Origin of the sequence: Bacillus atrophaeus (assembly GCF_001584335.1) — a bacterium.
GTDB classification, from domain to species: Bacteria; Bacillota; Bacilli; order Bacillales; family Bacillaceae; genus Bacillus; species Bacillus atrophaeus.
The window spans coordinates 774,432-791,273 of record NZ_LSBB01000020.1 but is presented as its reverse complement, the minus strand read 5'-3'; the positions used below and the strand labels follow the sequence as shown (position 1 = coordinate 791,273).

Here is a 16,842-nt window from a genome sequence, read left to right as displayed (position 1 = left end):
TGTAAAAGATATAAAAAAGACCTGCCTCCTATTAGAGGCAGGTCTTCAACGCGGATTATGATGTTGGCATGTCACCGGAAGGGCTGATGAGCGCTAACGCATAGTCATCAGTAAAAATCCTTCGAGCAAGGCCGTTGACGCTTTCTAAATTGACTTCATTCAATTCATTAATGATTTCATCTAACGTTTTATGTTTGCCGAGCAGAAGTTCGTTTTTCCCGTTCCGGCTCATTTTGCTGTTTGTGCTTTCCAAGCTGAGCATGAGATTTCCCTTCATTTGCTCTTTGCTGTTTTCCAGTTCCTTCGGTGTAATACCATCACGTTTTAGCGTTCCAAGTGTTTCTTGGATGGTTTCTGAGAGCAGCTGCAGCTGTTTTGCGCCTGTCCCGCCATAGATCGTCAGCATTCCGCTGTCTTCATAAGAACTGTGATAGCTGAATACTGAATAAGCGAGCCCTTTATCCTCCCGTACATCCTGAAAGAGACGGCTGCTCATGCTGCCTCCGAGCACATTGTTCAGCACGATCAGGTTATAAATATCCGGATGTCCGACTTCAAGCCCGTTAAAACCGAGACAGAGATGAGCCTGTTCTGTTTCTTTTTTTCTCGTAAGCTTTTCGTAATAGAACTCAGGCTGTTTCATGCCGGATGCGGCACCTTTAGCCTCATAAGTCCCGAACCACTTTTCCACGTCCTTAATGAAGCTGTCTGTCACGTTTCCGGCGATTGAAATCACCACGCGGTCAGGCGTATAAAAGTCATCCATGTATTGTCTGAGTGAGTCTCCGTTGAACGAGTCAAGCGTTTCTTCCGTCCCAAGAATCGGGTACCCTAAAGAATGGTTTCCATAGGTTGCTTTGCTTAACAGATCATGAACGATGTCGTCGGGCGCATCTTCATACATTTTAATTTCTTCATACACAACGTTTTTTTCTTTTTTCAGCTCATTTTCATCAAATGAGGAATGGAAGAACATATCAGCTAAGACGTCCAAAGCATAATTCGCATGCTCATCAAGGACTTTCGCGTAATAGCATGTATATTCCTTTGATGTAAATGCATTGACCTGACCGCCGATGCGATCAAAGGATTCAGCTATATCACGTGCAGACCTCGTGCTCGTTCCTTTAAAGAACATGTGCTCTAAAAAGTGGGATATCCCGTTAATCTCCGGCGTTTCATGCCTCGACCCCGTTCCGATCCATACACCGAGCGCAACCGAGCGCACTGTCGGGTTATTTTCAAGCACTACTCTTACACCATTTTGACACGTATAACGTTTAATCAAATTTTGTTCCTCCTATTCCAAGACAAACTTATCTGAGACGCTGTTACTTCACCAGCCTCGTTTCGTCCATTAGTTCAGTGACTGTTCCGAGCGAATAGCCCTTCTCTTTGATCTTTGTGATCAATGCTTCAAGGCTTTGCGACGTCGGGTCTGTCGGATGCATTAATATCATGGCTCCATTATGTATCTTGCTGATGACTCTTGTCTGTAAAACTGACGGCGCCGGTTTTTGCCAGTCGATGGTATCCACCGTCCACATCACTGTTCCCATTCCTTTTTCTGATGCAATGTCTACAACTGCTTTTCTGAAGCTTCCGCTTGGCGGGGCAAACCATTTCGGCTTGATGTCGAGCGTTTTTTCAATCTGCTCATTCGTCTTGTCGAGCTGCTCAGATATTCTTCCTGTAGTCAGTTTGCTCATATCCGGATGATTGTATGAATGATTTCCGATTTCGTGTCCTTCATTCGCTATTTTTTTGGCAAGCTCAGGATTATTTTTTACCCAATTGCCTTCTAAAAAGAACGTAGCCTTCACATGATGCTGCTGAAGAACCGGAAGCATTTTCTCCAGATATTCATTTCCCCACGCTACATTTATGAGAAATGCCACCATCGGTTTATCTGGATGACCTTTATAAATCGGCTCTGGCCGCAGAGAATTAAGATGAATTTTAGGCTTTACCTGCTCATACACAAGGTCATTTTCCTGAAATTCTCCATTCTTTTTCATTTGTTCATATGATTTTTTTATATCAACCTTCAAGCCATTATACCCCGGTATACTTTTCCATATCTGATCGATTCTGGCGTTCTGGGCTTTCACTTCATATTGCGGCGCTTTTTGCAGCAATTCTTCATATAATGGGTCCTTAGAAGCTGTGACGGTTACTGCGTCCTTTTTCATGGCTCCTATATAATCAAGTGTGTACGGATTTTCCATCATATGAAATGAAACAAAAAAAAGAAATAGAAAAACAGCAAACGGCACGAACTTTTTGTACATGTTCTATCCCCCCTCACCTCACATTATGTGGGAGAAGGACAAGGTAGAACCCGCAGCTTTTTTTCAGCTTCAAAATAAAGAAGCCGGGTCTCCCAGGCTCCTTTTTATGTTTTCATTTAAGATTTCTGTTCTTCTTTTTCTTTTTCCTCGCGAAGCACTGCTTTGCGGGACAAATTCACTCGTCCTTGTTTATCGATTTCAGTGACTTTCACAAGGAGCTCGTCGCCGATTTTCACGACATCTTCAACTTTGCCTACACGTTCAAGCGCAAGCTCTGAAATGTGCACCAAACCGTCTTTTCCGCTGAAGATTTCTACGAAAGCCCCGAATTTTTCAATTCGTTTTACTTTACCTAAGTAAAGCTGGCCGACTTCAACCTCTCTGACAAGGTCTTCGATGATTTTTTTAGCTTTTTGGTTGTTGCTTTCATCTGTTGAAGAAATAAAGATTGTGCCGTCTTGTTCAATATCAATTTTCACACCGGTATCTTCGATGATTTTATTGATTTGTTTTCCGCTCGGTCCAATGACGTCACGGATTTTATCAGGATTGATTGCCATTGTAAGGATCTTAGGCGCATATTGGGAAAGTTCTTTTCTTGCTTCACCCAATGTGTTCAGCATGCTGCTGAGAATTTCCATTCTTCCCTTTTTCGCTTGCTGAAGCGCTTCTTCGAGAATCTCTCTGGAAAGGCCGTCAATTTTAATATCCATTTGCAATGCGGTAACACCTTTTGCTGTTCCCGCCACCTTGAAGTCCATGTCTCCAAGCGCGTCTTCCATGCCTTGAATATCAGTCAGCACAGTGTAATACTCGCCTGATTTGACCAGACCCATAGCGATTCCTGCAACAGGCGCTTTGATCGGAACCCCGGCATCCATCATTGCAAGCGTGCTTGCGCAAATACTTGCCTGAGAAGTAGAACCGTTTGATTCAAGCACTTCTGATACAAGGCGGATCGTATACGGGAAATCCTTTTCAGAAGGGATAACCGGCTCAAGCGCGCGCTCTCCAAGAGCTCCGTGTCCGATTTCGCGTCGGCCCGGACCGCGCATAGGCCCTGTTTCTCCTACACTGAATTGCGGGAAGTTGTAGTGGTGCATGAAGCGTTTTGATTCTTCAACGCCTAAGCCGTCAAGAATTTGAACGTCTCCAAGTGCTCCTAACGTACAAATGCTGAGAGCCTGCGTCTGCCCTCTTGTAAACAAGCCGGAGCCATGCGTTCTGGACAGAATGCCGACTTCTGAAGATAACGGGCGGATTTGATCCACTCCGCGGCCGTCCGGACGCACTTTTTCTTCTGTGATCAGGCGGCGCACTTCATTTTTCACAAGCTTAGACAATGTCTGCTTAACCTGCTTGATGATATCGTCATCGTGCTCTTCTTCTTCAAATTTTGCCACGACTGTATTTTTCACTTCGTTAATGGCATCTTCACGGGCATGTTTTTCGTGAACCTGGATTGCTTTTAGAAGATCTTCTTCCGCTAAAGCTTTGACCTTATCACTTAGCTCCGCATCAATTTCATAAAGCTTAATTTCTGATTTTTCTTTGCCGACAGCTGCAACAATCTCTTCTTGGAAAGCAATTAAGCGTTTGATTTCCTCATGGCCGAACATGATCGCTTCAAGCATTGTTTCTTCAGGAACTTCATCCGCTCCCGCTTCCACCATGTTGATGGCGTCCTTTGTTCCGGCTACTACAAGATGAATGTCACTTTTTTCAAGCTGATCAACAGTCGGATTAATGATAAACTGATTATCGACGCGTCCTACTGTTACACCCGCAATCGGCCCTTCAAACGGGATATCCGATACACAAAGCGCAAGGGATGAACCAAACATAGCCGCCATTTCTGATGAACAGTCTTGATCAACGCTCATGACAATGCTGATGACCTGAACTTCGTTACGGAATCCATCAGCAAACAGAGGTCGGATCGGACGATCAATCAAGCGGCTTGCCAAAATCGCTTTTTCGCTTGGACGTCCTTCTCTTTTAATAAATCCGCCCGGAATTTTACCTACAGCATATAATCTTTCTTCGTAGTTCACTGTAAGCGGGAAAAAATCAAGCGGTTTCGGTTCTTTAGAAGCGGTTGCTGAGCTGAGAACTGCGGTATCGCCGTAGCGGATCATGACAGCTCCGTTTGCCTGTTTTGCAAGCTGGCCGGTTTCGACAGTCAGTTTTCTGCCGGCCCAATCTATGGTAAAGACATGTTTCTCTTGTCCCATTCGATTACGAACTCCTCTCTTTGTGTGTGAAATAATCAATTACTCCTATTATGAACGAAATGAATTGAACATATCAATGTCAAAGTAGTATGTAAAAGGATTTCAATGATTTTTATAAAGAATTTTTCGCTTTTATACGATAAAAAAGCGGGAATCCTCCCGCTTTTTACGATTATCGACGTAAGCCTAGTTTGTTAATTAACTCACGGTAACGAGTTACGTCTTTATTACGTAGATACGTAAGAAGATTACGACGCTTACCTACCATTTTAAGAAGACCGCGACGTGAGTGGTGGTCTTTCTTGTGAGTACGCAAATGCTCGTTCAAGTTGTTAATTGAATCAGTTAGGATAGCGATCTGAACTTCTGGAGATCCAGTATCAGATTCGTGCGTTTTAAACTCGCTGATGAGTTGATTTTTACGTTCTTGAGTAATTGCCATCCTGTTTCACCTCCAAATCATTTTTAGCCCCAGTTACCTAGCAACCGTCGGTGACTTCGGATTGCCAAGCAATGGTTATAAGACTACGAAACATATCATACTAAAAATTACGCTCAGATGCAAATTTTTTAGAATAAAAATTTGCGCGTTTTACATTTTATTTCCGCATTTGCTGAAAAAACGGATTGCTTCTTGCTTATCTTTTTCAATTTGCTCCGTTAATTCTGCTATGCCGCTGAACTTGCGTTCGCTTCTGATTCGCTTATACCATTTGATTTTGATGGACTCGCCGTACACCTTTTGATCAAAATCAAATAAATGAACTTCGATGGAGGGCTGTTCCGGGCGCTTTTCATAAAATGTCGGTTTATACCCGATATTGCAGACGCCCTGATATACATTTCCGTTTATTTCAGCCTGAACGGCGTATACCCCTGTAGGCGGAACAATATAGGTGTTGTTCAGCCCGACATTTGCTGTCGGAAAGCCGATGGTCCGGCCTCTTTTGTCACCGTGAATAATGATGCCTTTAATAAAATAAGGCTGTCCGAGCAGCACGCCCGCTAGTTCGACGTCTCCATTTTGAAGAGCAGTCCGGATGAAGCTGGAGCTTATTTTTTTATCCTGCTCCGTTAATTTTTCCACCGTCGTACAGTCAGCCTGACCGTTCAGATCAAGCGGCATGCTCGCCATCGTGCCTTTACCGTATTTTCCGTAGGTAAAGTCAAAACCCGCTACCGCATGCTGCACATTAAGACCTACAATGTATTGGTCCGCAAATTGTTCAGGAGTCAGAGACGCAAAGGCTTCGTTAAACTTGACGACATACAAAACATCAGTGCCTAATTGTTCAATCTGGCTGATTTTATCTTCCAAAGGCGTAATCAGATCCTTTGGCTCCCTCTCCCTGCCCAATACGTGGGAAGGGTGTGGGTGAAATGTCATGACAGCTAATGCAAGACCTTTTTCATCGGCTATAGCCTTTGCTGTACCTATCACCTTTTGATGCCCGAGATGCACGCCGTCGAAATAGCCTAATGCCATTACAGACTTTGCCTGCTCTTCCTTTTTTAAATTGTGGGGATGAGTAATATGTATCGTCTTCACAGAACGGTCACCTTTTTTCTTATTGTTCGCTTTTTTGCACTAATACTTTTGCCGGCTTTAACAGCCCTTGTTTTGTAGGATGGGGAAAATAAATGGCCAAACAATTCCCGGATTCAGTAAAGACAGCTATTCGGTCCTCACAGGTCAATTGAGAAAATTGCTCTGGTATATCAAGTAAAGCCCCATTTTCTACTTTCTTAGCTAATGTATCACTTATGACCCATTTCGGCAAATGATTAAGCGCCCGTTCAATCGGAACCTTGTGCTCGTCTATGGTGCCGGCTTCCGCTTGTGCTTCTAGCTCTTCAAATGTAAAGCACTCATCAAGCGAAAAAGCTCCGGATGCCGTGCGGATCAGGTGGGACATATGAGCCGGGAAACCAAGCTTTTCACCTATCGCTACCGCCAATGTGCGGACATACGTCCCTTTTGAGCATGTGACGGTGAATCGGAAGCGCGCTGTTTCTCCTTCATGCTTAACAGCTGATGTAAGCGCGATATTTTCAATCGTGATGCTTCGCTTCGGCCTTTCCACTTCGATTCCGGCTCTTGCGTACTCGTATAATTTTTTGCCATTTATTTTTACTGCAGAATACATAGGAGGGACTTGCTCTTGCCGGCCCTTTAAGCTGTCTAACACCCGCGCAACCTCAGCTTCAGTTATGCTTTTGTCCACCGCTTTAGCCGCCACTGTTTCTCCTGTTTGATCCTCTGTTGTTGTGGAGACGCCGAGAGTAACTTCCGCATCGTATGTCTTTGATTTTTCCGTTAAATATTCGACAATTTTAGTGGCTCGTCCGACACAGATAGGAAGCACGCCTGATACTTCCGGATCTAGTGTTCCCGTATGTCCGACCTTTTTTGTTCTTAACAGCTTGCGGATTTTCATCACACAATCGTGAGACGTCATTCCGACAGGCTTATGTAAAAGCAGAACTCCGTTGACCATATGCCTCCGCTCCTTCTTTTCATTTCTCGTCTGACTTCAGACGCAGAAAAGAGGACAGACGGGGCATCCGCCTATCCTCTTCCTATTGTTTATTCAGAGTCTTTATCTGAATGCAATTGATGAATTAAAGTTTCGATGCGATTGCCGTAATCAATCGATTCATCGAACTCGAACTCAATCTCAGGCGTTTTTCGAAGTCTGATTCGGCTGCCGATTTCAGAACGGATAAAGCCTTTTGCTTTTTCCAGCCCTTTCAGCGCTTCTTCACGCTTTTTCTCATCTCCCAAAACGGAGATATACACCTTTGCGATTTGCAAATCACCTGTGACACGCACGTCCGTTACCGTCAGAAAACCGATTCTCGGATCTTTCAGTTTCCGGCTGATAATGTCACCAAGCTCTTTTTTCATCTGCTCACCGACACGGTTTGCTCTCATACTCAATTCAATCACCTCAAAAGTTAAAACCACTCTGTTCTAGTGATCGTCCGTTCAATTTCAGGAAAGGAATCAATAAACGCGAGTACGCGCTGCAATTCCTTTTCTGCCTGAACGCGAGAGGAAGAAACAGCGGCGATCCCAAAGCTGGTTCTTTGCCAGGTGTCCTGATAGTCAATCTCTGAAACAGATACATTGAACTTATTCCGGACCCTAGTGATAATCCGCTTTAGAACAGCGCGCTTTTCTTTTAGTGATCCTGCATCATAAATAATGCATTCACATTCCGCAAATCCGATCACTTTCTTTCAATTTCCTGCATGACATAAGCTTCCATAATGTCACCTTCGCGAATGTCATTGTATTTCTTAATAGTAATACCACATTCGTATCCTTGTGAAACTTCTTTCACATCGTCTTTAAAGCGTTTTAGTACATCTACTTCACCTTCAAAGATAACAATGCCGTCACGGATTAAACGAAGGCCGCTGTCACGGGTAATGGTTCCTTCAGTCACGTAACCGCCTGCAATCGTACCGATCTTAGACACTTTAAAGGTTTGACGGACTTCAACCTGACCGATTACTTTTTCTTCGTATTCAGGATCTAACATGCCTTTCATCGCCGCTTCAATCTCGTCGATGACTTTGTAAATAATACGGTGAAGACGAATATCAACGTTTTCAGCTTCAGCCGTACTCTTAGCATTTCCGTCAGGTCTCACATTAAACCCAATAACTATTGCATTAGAAGCGGAAGCTAAAATAATATCGGATTCTGTAATTGCGCCGACTCCGGTATGAATGATTTTCACCTTAACGCCTTCTACTTCAATTTTTTGAAGAGCGGCTGTTAATGCTTCAGCAGAACCTTGAACGTCAGCTTTTACAATCAAGTTGATATCTTTCACATCACCTTGTTTGATTTGCTCAAACAGATCATCAAGACTTAGCTTAGCTTTGTCGCTGCGCTGTTCTTCAACCTGTTTAGACGCACGTGCTTCACCAACAGAGCGGGCTGTTTTTTCGTCTTTAAAGACAAGGAATTGATCTCCGGCGTGCGGCACTTCGTTTAGGCCTGTGATTTCTACAGGTGTTGACGGACCTGCCGTTTTCACACGTCTTCCCAGATCATTCACCATCGCACGCACGCGGCCAAACGTGTTGCCGACAACAATCGGATCGCCGACATGAAGAGTTCCTGTCTGAACCAGCAATGTGGCAACAGAACCTCTGCCTTTATCAAGCTCTGCTTCAATAACAGTTCCTTTCGCCTGGCGGTTCGGGTTTGCTTTCAGTTCTTCTACTTCACTGACAAGCAAAATCATTTCAACCAATTCATCAATGCCTTTTCCCGAAAGTGCAGAAAGAGGTACGAAAATCGTTTCTCCGCCCCATGCTTCAGGAACAAGTCCGTATTCTGTAAGCTCCTGCATCACACGGTCAGGATTGGCACTTTCTTTATCAATTTTATTCACCGCGACGATAATCGGAACCTCAGCCGCTTTCGCATGGTTAATCGCTTCAACCGTTTGAGGCATAACGCCGTCATCCGCTGCAACGACTAAAATCGTAATATCGGTTACTTCCGCTCCGCGGGCACGCATTGTCGTAAACGCGGCGTGACCTGGTGTATCCAAGAACGTAATTTTTTTGCCGTTTTCCTCGATTTGATAAGCGCCGATATGCTGTGTGATACCGCCTGCTTCCCCTTCAACAACCTTTGTTTTACGGATGCTGTCAAGAAGCGTTGTTTTCCCGTGGTCAACGTGACCCATGATTGTTACAACAGGAGGGCGGATTTGAAGATCTTCTTCTTTATCGGCCTCTTCGTACTTTTCAAGTTCTGTTTCTTCAAGCACGATGACTTCTTCAGTTTCCACACCGTATTCTGAGGCAATCAGTTCAATGGTGTCTTTATCAAGCTCTTGGTTAATGGTAGCCATAACACCAAGCAGCATCAGCTTTTTGATGAGTTCAGACGGTTCTTTGCCAAGCTCTTCCGCCAAAGCACCGACTGTTAAAGTGCCTGAGAATGTAATTTTCTCAGGAAGCTCTTTTTTCGGCTTCATCGGTTTTTGCTGGTTATGATTTTGATTTTTGTTGTTGTTATTGCGTTTATTTTTTTTGTTGTTGTTCTTCTTGTTTTTGTTAAATTGATTATTCTGCACGTCATTCTTCTTTCCGTCTCGAATTTTGTTTGGCTGATTCCCAGCAGATTGCTGCTGGTTTCCTCCTTGCGGCTGTTTCTCTTTGTTCGTTTCCGCAGGCTTTTGAGATTTAGCGGGAGCGCCGCCTTTTTTAAATTTAGCATCAAGCTGTTTAATGGCATTTTCTTCAATCATCGCCATGTGATTATTGACTTCCATGTTCATGTTTTTAAGCGCGGTTAAAATTTCCTTACTTGAAACATTTATGGCTTTTGCATATTCATATACTCTCATTTTAGCCATTCGTTCACCCCCAAAAATATTAATCGAGCAAGCTGATCAGCTTATTCGCAAAACCTTGGTCAGTGACGGCGACAACGACACGGGATTCTTTACCGATAGAGCGTCCTAGAACCGCGCGATCCGCTACTTTTTTATAAGGGACTTTATAATAATTGCACTTGTCGGATACTTTTTTTGCTGTGTTAAAAGATGCATCCTCTGTCAGCAGGACAAGCTTTGCACGCGCATTCCTGATTTCTTTAATAACCAAGTCCTCGCCTGACACGACCTTACGAGCTCGATTGGCCAGACCCAGCAAGGGAAACCATTCCATTCCAGACATGTTATTTTTTCACCTTTTCCGCCAGTTCCAGCAATTCTTCGAAAATCTGGTCATCGATTTGTGATTGAAATTGGTTTTGCAGAGTGTTTTTCTTTTTTGCAGCTAAGATGCATTCTTTTTCCAAAGTTAAATAAGCACCCCGCCCGTTCTTTTTTCCGGTCGGATCTACTGCGATCTCCCCTTCTTTCGAACGTACGACTCGGATCAGTTCCTTTTTAGGCTTCATTTCACCAGTCACTACACATTTACGCAACGGGATCTTTTTGCGGTTATTCACCTAAAGTCACCTCTTATTCATCCGATTCTGCAGATTCTGGCTCCGTAAAGAGCGGTTCGTCTAAGTCTTCTTCAAGTTCTCTTGGATAAATCCCAAGCTCTCTTGCGTCTGTTTCGCTTTTAATATCAATCTTCCAGCTTGTCAGTTTAGCAGCTAAGCGGGCGTTCTGCCCTCTTTTGCCGATCGCCAGTGAAAGCTGATAATCAGGAACAATGACAGTAGTCGCTTTTTCCTCTTCATTAACGATTACATCCAGCACTTTTGACGGGCTGAGCGCGTTCGCCACAAATTCTACAGGATCATTTGACCAGTTGACAATGTCAATTTTTTCGCCTTTTAGCTCGTTGACAATCGCCTGGACGCGCTGGCCTTTAGGCCCGACGCAAGAACCGACCGGATCGACATCAGGATCATCTGTGCGCACGGAAATTTTCGAACGGTCGCCGGCTTCTCTGGCAACAGATTTCAGTTCGACAGTACCATCATAAATCTCAGGCACTTCAATTTCAAAAAGACGCTTCAAAAGCCCAGGATGTGTTCTTGACACATAAATTTGCGGCCCTTTCGTCGTTTTTTCTACTTTTGTGATGAATACCTTAATGCGGTCATGCGGTTTGTAGCTTTCATTCGGCATTTGCTCATTAACCGGCAGAAGTGCTTCAATCTTGCCTAAAGATACGTAAATAAACTTGTTGTCAAGGCGCTGTACGATCCCTGTCATAATGTCTTCTTCACGGTCGATAAATTCAGTATAAATCACGCCGCGCTCAGCTTCGCGAACACGCTGTGTCACGACTTGTTTCGCCGTTTGAGCAGCGATTCGGCCAAAGTCTTTAGGCGTTACTTCAATCTCAACGACATCGCCGACAACATAGTTCGGGTCAATCGCGTGCGCATCGTCAATCGAGATTTCCAATCTTGGATCGTACACTTCGTCGACGACGTCTTTTCTTGCAAATACACGGATGGTTCCAGTTTCACGGTTCAAGTCCACCCGTACGTTTTGCGCCTGGTTAAAATTCCGCTTATAAGCAGAAATTAACGCAGCTTCAATTGCTTCAATGATAATGTCTTTACTGATGCCTTTTTCTTTTTCAAGAATGGTGAGGGCATCTAATAATTCACTGCTCATGTTAACGGTCTCCCCCCTTAAAACACCTATATTATTGGAATGAAACAGCTAATCTTGCATTAGCTATTTTCTCGTACGGAATATTGATCCGTTTCTTTCTTGTTTTGATTGTCATTTCTACTGTCACAGTTTGTCCATCAAATTCGGCCAGTTCGCCTTCAAACACTTTTACGCCGTCAATCGGCTCATACGTTTTAATATAAACATTTTTTCCAAGTGATCTGTCGAAGTCAGCTTTTTTCTTTAACGGACGCTCGGCTCCAGGAGAAGATACTTCAAGAAAGTAATTTTGGCTGATTGGATCGGCCTCATCAAGCTTTTCGCTCAATAATTCGCTTACTTTGGCACATTCCTCAATATCAACCCCGTTATCGGAATCAATAAACACGCGAAGGAACCAGTTTTGACCCTCTTTGACAAATTCGATGTCAACGAGTTCAAGCTGAAGATTGTCTGCTATTGGCTGAGCCATTTCTCGAGCGGTATCAATCACTTTTTTGCTCATTCTTTTCCTCCTTGTGCTTGCGATATCACGTTCATCTCATCTTCTCTGCATAAAAACCCTGCTTCAAGAGAGCAGGGGCTAAGAAAAAAACGATGAACATGTCGAGACAAAATTGCCTGTTCAATACAAAAGAGCGGGTTTCCCCACTCTTTGCCTCGGTAATCGTTAGCATTTCCAATAAAACTATACCATAACCATATTTTTTATGCAAATGAATATGCACTTATACTCGGGCTTCTGTATCGGTAATGAAGGAAATCATTCCCGTTTTTCAGCTCTAGAAGCCCCTTCTTTTACAGGGTACAAAAAGCAGCGTCCGGTGATTAAAATAACGACAGCTGGTTTTGATCCGGCAAAGCTTCTAAACAGCCATGGCGATCCAAGTACTCTAATATCGTTTTCGAGACTTTCCCTCTTTTTTGCAAGTCTTCTTTAGAAAGGAATTCGCCTTCTCCGCGCGCCTTAACAATGTTAAGCGCGGCGTTTGTCCCTAATCCCGGAATGGAATTAAACGGCGGGATGAGACTGTTGCCGTCAATGATAAATTCAGAAGCGCTTGAGCGGTATAAATCGACTTTTTGGAACGAATAGCCTCTTTCACACATTTCACGCGCCAATTCCAGCACAGTCAGAAGGTTTTTTTCTTTCGGCGAAGCATCGAGCCCTTTCGAGTTAATGTCATCCATGACGGCTTTGATTGCTGTAGATCCTTTGATCATCGTGTCTATGTCAAAGTCATCTGCCCGAACTGTAAAATAAGCAGCGTAATAAAGCAATGCATGATGGACTTTAAAGTAAGCAATCCGGACTGCCATTAAGACATAAGCCGCGGCGTGGGCTTTCGGGAACATATATTTAATCTTTTTACAGGAATCAATATACCAATCAGGCACTTTATTATTTTTCATTTCCTCTTCCCATTCAGGAGTCAAGCCTTTACCCTTACGGACAAATTCCATAATTTTAAAAGCCAGTGACGGTTCAAGCCCCTGATAGATTAAATAGACCATAATGTCATCACGGCATCCGATAACTTCACTCAGCTCACAAATATTATTGTGAATCAGCTCTTGCGCATTGCCAAGCCAAACATCGGTCCCATGTGATAGGCCGGATATTTGAACAAGCTCAGAAAATGTTGTCGGTTTTGTATCTTCAAGCATTTGGCGGACAAATCGGGTTCCGAACTCCGGAATACCGAGTGTCCCAGTTTTACAGCCAATCTGTTCTTCTGTAACTCCGAGAGATTCTGTACCCTGAAAAATTTTCATCACTTCAGGATCATCAGTCGGAATGGTTTTCGGATCAATCCCGCTCAAATCCTGCAGCATCCGTATCACCGTCGGGTCATCGTGCCCCAGTATATCAAGCTTCAGCAAGTTATCATGGATGGAGTGAAAGTCAAAATGAGTCGTTTTCCATTCAGAACCTGTCGCATCTGCCGGGAACTGGATCGGTGAAAAATCATAAATATCCATATAATCGGGAACAACGATGATTCCCCCCGGATGCTGCCCTGTTGTTCTTTTGACGCCAGTACAGCCTTGCACAAGGCGGTCTATCTCCGCACCCCTCATATGAAGGTTATGGTCTCCGGCATAGCCTTTTACATAGCCATAGGCGGTTTTTTCAGCAACTGTACCGATTGTACCCGCACGATACACATTGTCTTCTCCAAACAAAACCTTTGTATAGTTGTGGGCATGCGGCTGATATTCCCCAGAGAAGTTCAAATCGATATCAGGAACTTTATCTCCTTTAAACCCCAAAAATGTTTCAAACGGGATATCATGTCCATCTTTTTTCAAAGGCGTATTGCAATTAGGGCACATTTTGTCTGGCAGGTCAAAACCCGAGCCGACAGAACCGTCATTAAAAAATTCCGAATGCCGGCACTCTGGACATACATAGTGCGGCGCAAGAGGATTCACCTCTGTGATTTCTGTCAGGGTTGCGACAAGCGATGAACCTACTGATCCCCGGGAACCGACAAGATAGCCGTCATCAAGCGATCGCTTAACCAGTTTATGAGAAATCAGATAAATAACAGCAAACCCATGGCCGATAATACTTTTTAGTTCTTTTTCTATTCGCGCCTCTACGATTTCAGGAAGTTCCTCACCGTAAATACTTCTTGCACGCTGGTAGCTCATATCCCGGATTTCCTGGTCGGCACCTTCAATTTTCGGCGTGTATAAATCATCCTTAATCGGCTTGATTTCCTCTATCATAGATGCCACCTTTTGCGTATTGGCCACAACGATTTCCTTCGCTTTTTCCGCGCCTAAAAATGAAAAAGCTTCGAGCATTTCATCTGTCGTTCTGAAATGAACCTTCGGCAGTTCATGTCTGTTAAGCGGGTTGGCTCCGCCTTGGGAGGAAATTAAGATTTTCCGGTAAATTTTGTCCTCGTCATTTAAATAGTGGACATTCCCGGTAGCAACGACAGGTTTATCCAGTTTTTCTCCAAGTTTCGTGATATTAGTAATGATTTCTTTTAACGCTTTTTCATCACGGACAAGCTCGAGCTGCAGAAGGTGCCGATATACCTCAGGAGGCTGGACTTCGAGATAATCGTAGAAAGATGCAATATCTTCAACTTCTTCAGGGGATTTTTGCATCATTCCTTCAAACACCTCGCCCCTGTCGCAGGCTGAACCGATTAAAAGACCTTCACGATACTTTTCCAGCTGGGATCTTGGAATCCGCGGAACTCTGTAAAAATAATGAATATGTGACATCGACACAAGCTTAAAGAGATTTTTCAGGCCGGTATCATTTACGGCAAGCAGTGTCGCATGATAAGGTCTTGATCTCTGGTAAGCGTTCGACTGGCCCATATTTTCATTGAGCTGATCATGATACTGAATGTCTTTTTCGGCTGCGTCTTTTAGCATTTTTAAAAGCAGATATCCCGTTGCCTCGGCATCGTAAATCGCACGGTGATGCTGTGTCAGCTCAATATCAAACTTTTTACAAAGCGTATTAAGACGGTGATTTTTAAATTCAGGATAAAGAAAACGGCCAAGCTCCAATGTATCAATTACCGGGTTTTGCGCTTTCTCCACTTTTAATAAGCGTTTATAGGCCACATTCAGGAATCCCATGTCAAAGCTTGCGTTATGGGCAACAAGAATGTCATCGTCAATCCATTCCCTAAAATCCCTGACCACATCAATAACATCAGGGGCATCCCTGACCATATCATCGGTAATTCCGGTCAGTTCAATCGTTGTTGCTGACAGCGGATGGTGCGGGTTTGCAAAGCGTTCAAATTTGTCGATAATTTCCCCGCCTCTTATTTTGACAGCCGCAAGCTCGATAATCGTATCGTATACCGCTGAAAGGCCCGTTGTCTCTACGTCAAACACAATGTATGTGTCTTCCTCAAGCAAGCGATGTGCCGGGTTGTATGCAATCGGAACTCCGTCATCGACAATATTCGCTTCCATACCGTAAATCATTTTGATCCCGTTCTTTTTAGCAGCCGCATAAGCGTCAGGGAATGACTGGACAACAGCGTGGTCTGTAAGGGCAATGGCTTCATGCCCCCATTTTTTCGCTTGTTCAACAAGCTTTCCGACTCCCGTAACCGCGTCCATCTGGCTCATTGGAGAATGCAAATGCAGTTCGACCCTTTTTTCTCCTTCTGGCGCCGTGTCTTCTCGTGTTTTCGCTTTAATTTCGTTGACATCATTTGCGATCATTACCAAATCTCTGACAAAGGTATCGTTTTGAATGCTGCCTCTCGCTTTGACCCACATTCCTTTTTTTAATGATTTCATCACGGCGGCATCTTCTTTTTCTCTGGCAAACATTTTGATTAAAATGCTGTTTGTATAGTCAGTGATTTTGAAGATGCACAGAGTGCGCCCGCTCTTAAGTTCTCTGGTCTCCGCATCAAACACATAGCCTTGGACCGTAATTCTCCGTTCTTCGTCCATAATGCTGTCGAGTGTTCGTATTTCTTCGCTGTCTTTAATTTGATAGCCGATCACAAGCGGCCCTGACGGCACTTGGTCGTCATCACTTTCTTTCTCTTTCTTCTCCATTTCAATAAGCGCCTGCATCGCCCGTTCTTGGTCTTCCGCAAGTTTTTGTTCCCGGAATTTTTGAACTTCCTGATCAGATACAAATATCTCAGCATCAAGCTGAAGATCCGGAAAGCCGAACTGTCGATAGCTCGTCTGAATTAAGGAGCTGTATTTGTTTTTAAGGGCGGAAGCTTCTGTGTCCGTTTTTGTCTTGACGATCAGTTTATTGCCCTTCAGTTTTGGTTTTTGCTGATTTAATAACGTTAATATAGGCGGTGAAATCCCTTGCAGTTCCTCTATGCAGCGCGTCCAGTAATCCTGAATCAGCCCTTCATCAATTGCTGTGTCGCTCGCTTCAATTGAACATGTTACTTTCGCAATATGGGAAAATGCCTGAGTTAATCTCATGATAAACGCGTCGTACACTTTATATGGCAGCAGGGCTTTAAATTTAAAATGAAAATGCCAGGATTTAGCTGCTTTATGGATTGTCAGCTTATCAATTTCGCCATCTTCAAAGTAGGCCATGAAGGTGTCGTCTGTCATATTAATTTGCTGCAGAAGAATATGAAACTGTCTTCTGTTTACTGGTAACTGTTCCATTAAGACAGTATCCCTCCCTAGAAAACTTCATAAGTGAAGGTACCTCTGTCAATGAGG

The 16,842-nt window shown here is 43.8% G+C and carries 14 protein-coding genes; all 14 read right to left on the bottom strand.

Features of this window, described 5'->3' with window-relative positions:
- Positions 1-55 precede the first annotated feature (55 nt).
- Complete coding sequence (locus tag AXI57_RS17665) at positions 56-1,288, bottom strand: M16 family metallopeptidase (RefSeq protein WP_061670792.1); 1,233 nt, start codon at positions 1,286-1,288, stop codon at positions 56-58.
- 43 nt (positions 1,289-1,331) lie between these two features.
- A complete protein-coding gene (locus AXI57_RS17660; RefSeq protein ID WP_061670791.1) occupies positions 1,332-2,291 on the bottom strand; it encodes a polysaccharide deacetylase family protein in 960 nt (319 codons plus the stop codon).
- Positions 2,292-2,407: 116 nt separating this feature from the next.
- Positions 2,408-4,525 carry a polyribonucleotide nucleotidyltransferase gene (gene pnp / locus AXI57_RS17655; protein ID WP_003328892.1) on the bottom strand — a complete coding sequence of 706 codons (2,118 nt, stop codon included), beginning with the start codon at positions 4,523-4,525 and terminating at the stop codon, positions 2,408-2,410.
- A gap of 172 nt (positions 4,526-4,697) precedes the next feature.
- Complete coding sequence (gene rpsO / locus AXI57_RS17650; RefSeq protein WP_003154182.1) at positions 4,698-4,967, bottom strand: 30S ribosomal protein S15; 270 nt, start codon at positions 4,965-4,967, stop codon at positions 4,698-4,700.
- 150 nt (positions 4,968-5,117) lie between these two features.
- Positions 5,118-6,074, bottom strand: a complete 957-nt coding sequence (gene ribF / locus AXI57_RS17645; protein WP_061670790.1) for a bifunctional riboflavin kinase/FAD synthetase — start codon at positions 6,072-6,074, stop codon at positions 5,118-5,120.
- 19 nt (positions 6,075-6,093) lie between these two features.
- Complete coding sequence (gene truB / locus AXI57_RS17640; protein ID WP_061670789.1) at positions 6,094-7,023, bottom strand: tRNA pseudouridine(55) synthase TruB; 930 nt, start codon at positions 7,021-7,023, stop codon at positions 6,094-6,096.
- A gap of 89 nt (positions 7,024-7,112) precedes the next feature.
- Positions 7,113-7,466 (bottom strand): 30S ribosome-binding factor RbfA, encoded by a 354-nt coding sequence (gene rbfA, locus AXI57_RS17635; protein ID WP_003328895.1) that lies wholly within the window; start codon positions 7,464-7,466, stop codon positions 7,113-7,115.
- A gap of 17 nt (positions 7,467-7,483) precedes the next feature.
- Positions 7,484-7,762 (bottom strand): DUF503 domain-containing protein, encoded by a 279-nt coding sequence (locus tag AXI57_RS17630; protein WP_003328897.1) that lies wholly within the window; start codon positions 7,760-7,762, stop codon positions 7,484-7,486.
- The gene (gene infB, locus AXI57_RS17625) at positions 7,759-9,912 is read right to left on the bottom strand and encodes a translation initiation factor IF-2 (protein ID WP_061670788.1); all 2,154 of its coding nucleotides are present in this window, start codon (positions 9,910-9,912) and stop codon (positions 7,759-7,761) included. The genes AXI57_RS17630 and infB overlap by 4 nt, the downstream gene beginning before the upstream one ends.
- A 19-nt stretch (positions 9,913-9,931) precedes the next feature.
- Complete coding sequence (locus AXI57_RS17620) at positions 9,932-10,234, bottom strand: YlxQ family RNA-binding protein (RefSeq protein WP_003328899.1); 303 nt, start codon at positions 10,232-10,234, stop codon at positions 9,932-9,934.
- A 1-nt stretch (position 10,235) separates the two neighbouring features.
- Positions 10,236-10,511: a glucose-induced regulator RulR gene (gene rulR, locus AXI57_RS17615; protein WP_003328900.1), complete on the bottom strand. Its 276-nt coding sequence runs from the start codon at positions 10,509-10,511 to the stop codon at positions 10,236-10,238.
- A gap of 13 nt (positions 10,512-10,524) precedes the next feature.
- Positions 10,525-11,643 carry a transcription termination factor NusA gene (gene nusA, locus AXI57_RS17610; protein ID WP_003328901.1) on the bottom strand — a complete coding sequence of 373 codons (1,119 nt, stop codon included), beginning with the start codon at positions 11,641-11,643 and terminating at the stop codon, positions 10,525-10,527.
- 31 nt (positions 11,644-11,674) lie between these two features.
- Positions 11,675-12,148: a ribosome maturation factor RimP gene (rimP, locus tag AXI57_RS17605; RefSeq protein WP_003328902.1), complete on the bottom strand. Its 474-nt coding sequence runs from the start codon at positions 12,146-12,148 to the stop codon at positions 11,675-11,677.
- Positions 12,149-12,471: 323 nt separating this feature from the next.
- Positions 12,472-16,785 (bottom strand): PolC-type DNA polymerase III, encoded by a 4,314-nt coding sequence (locus tag AXI57_RS17595; protein ID WP_003328904.1) that lies wholly within the window; start codon positions 16,783-16,785, stop codon positions 12,472-12,474.
- Positions 16,786-16,842: the final 57 nt, after the last annotated feature.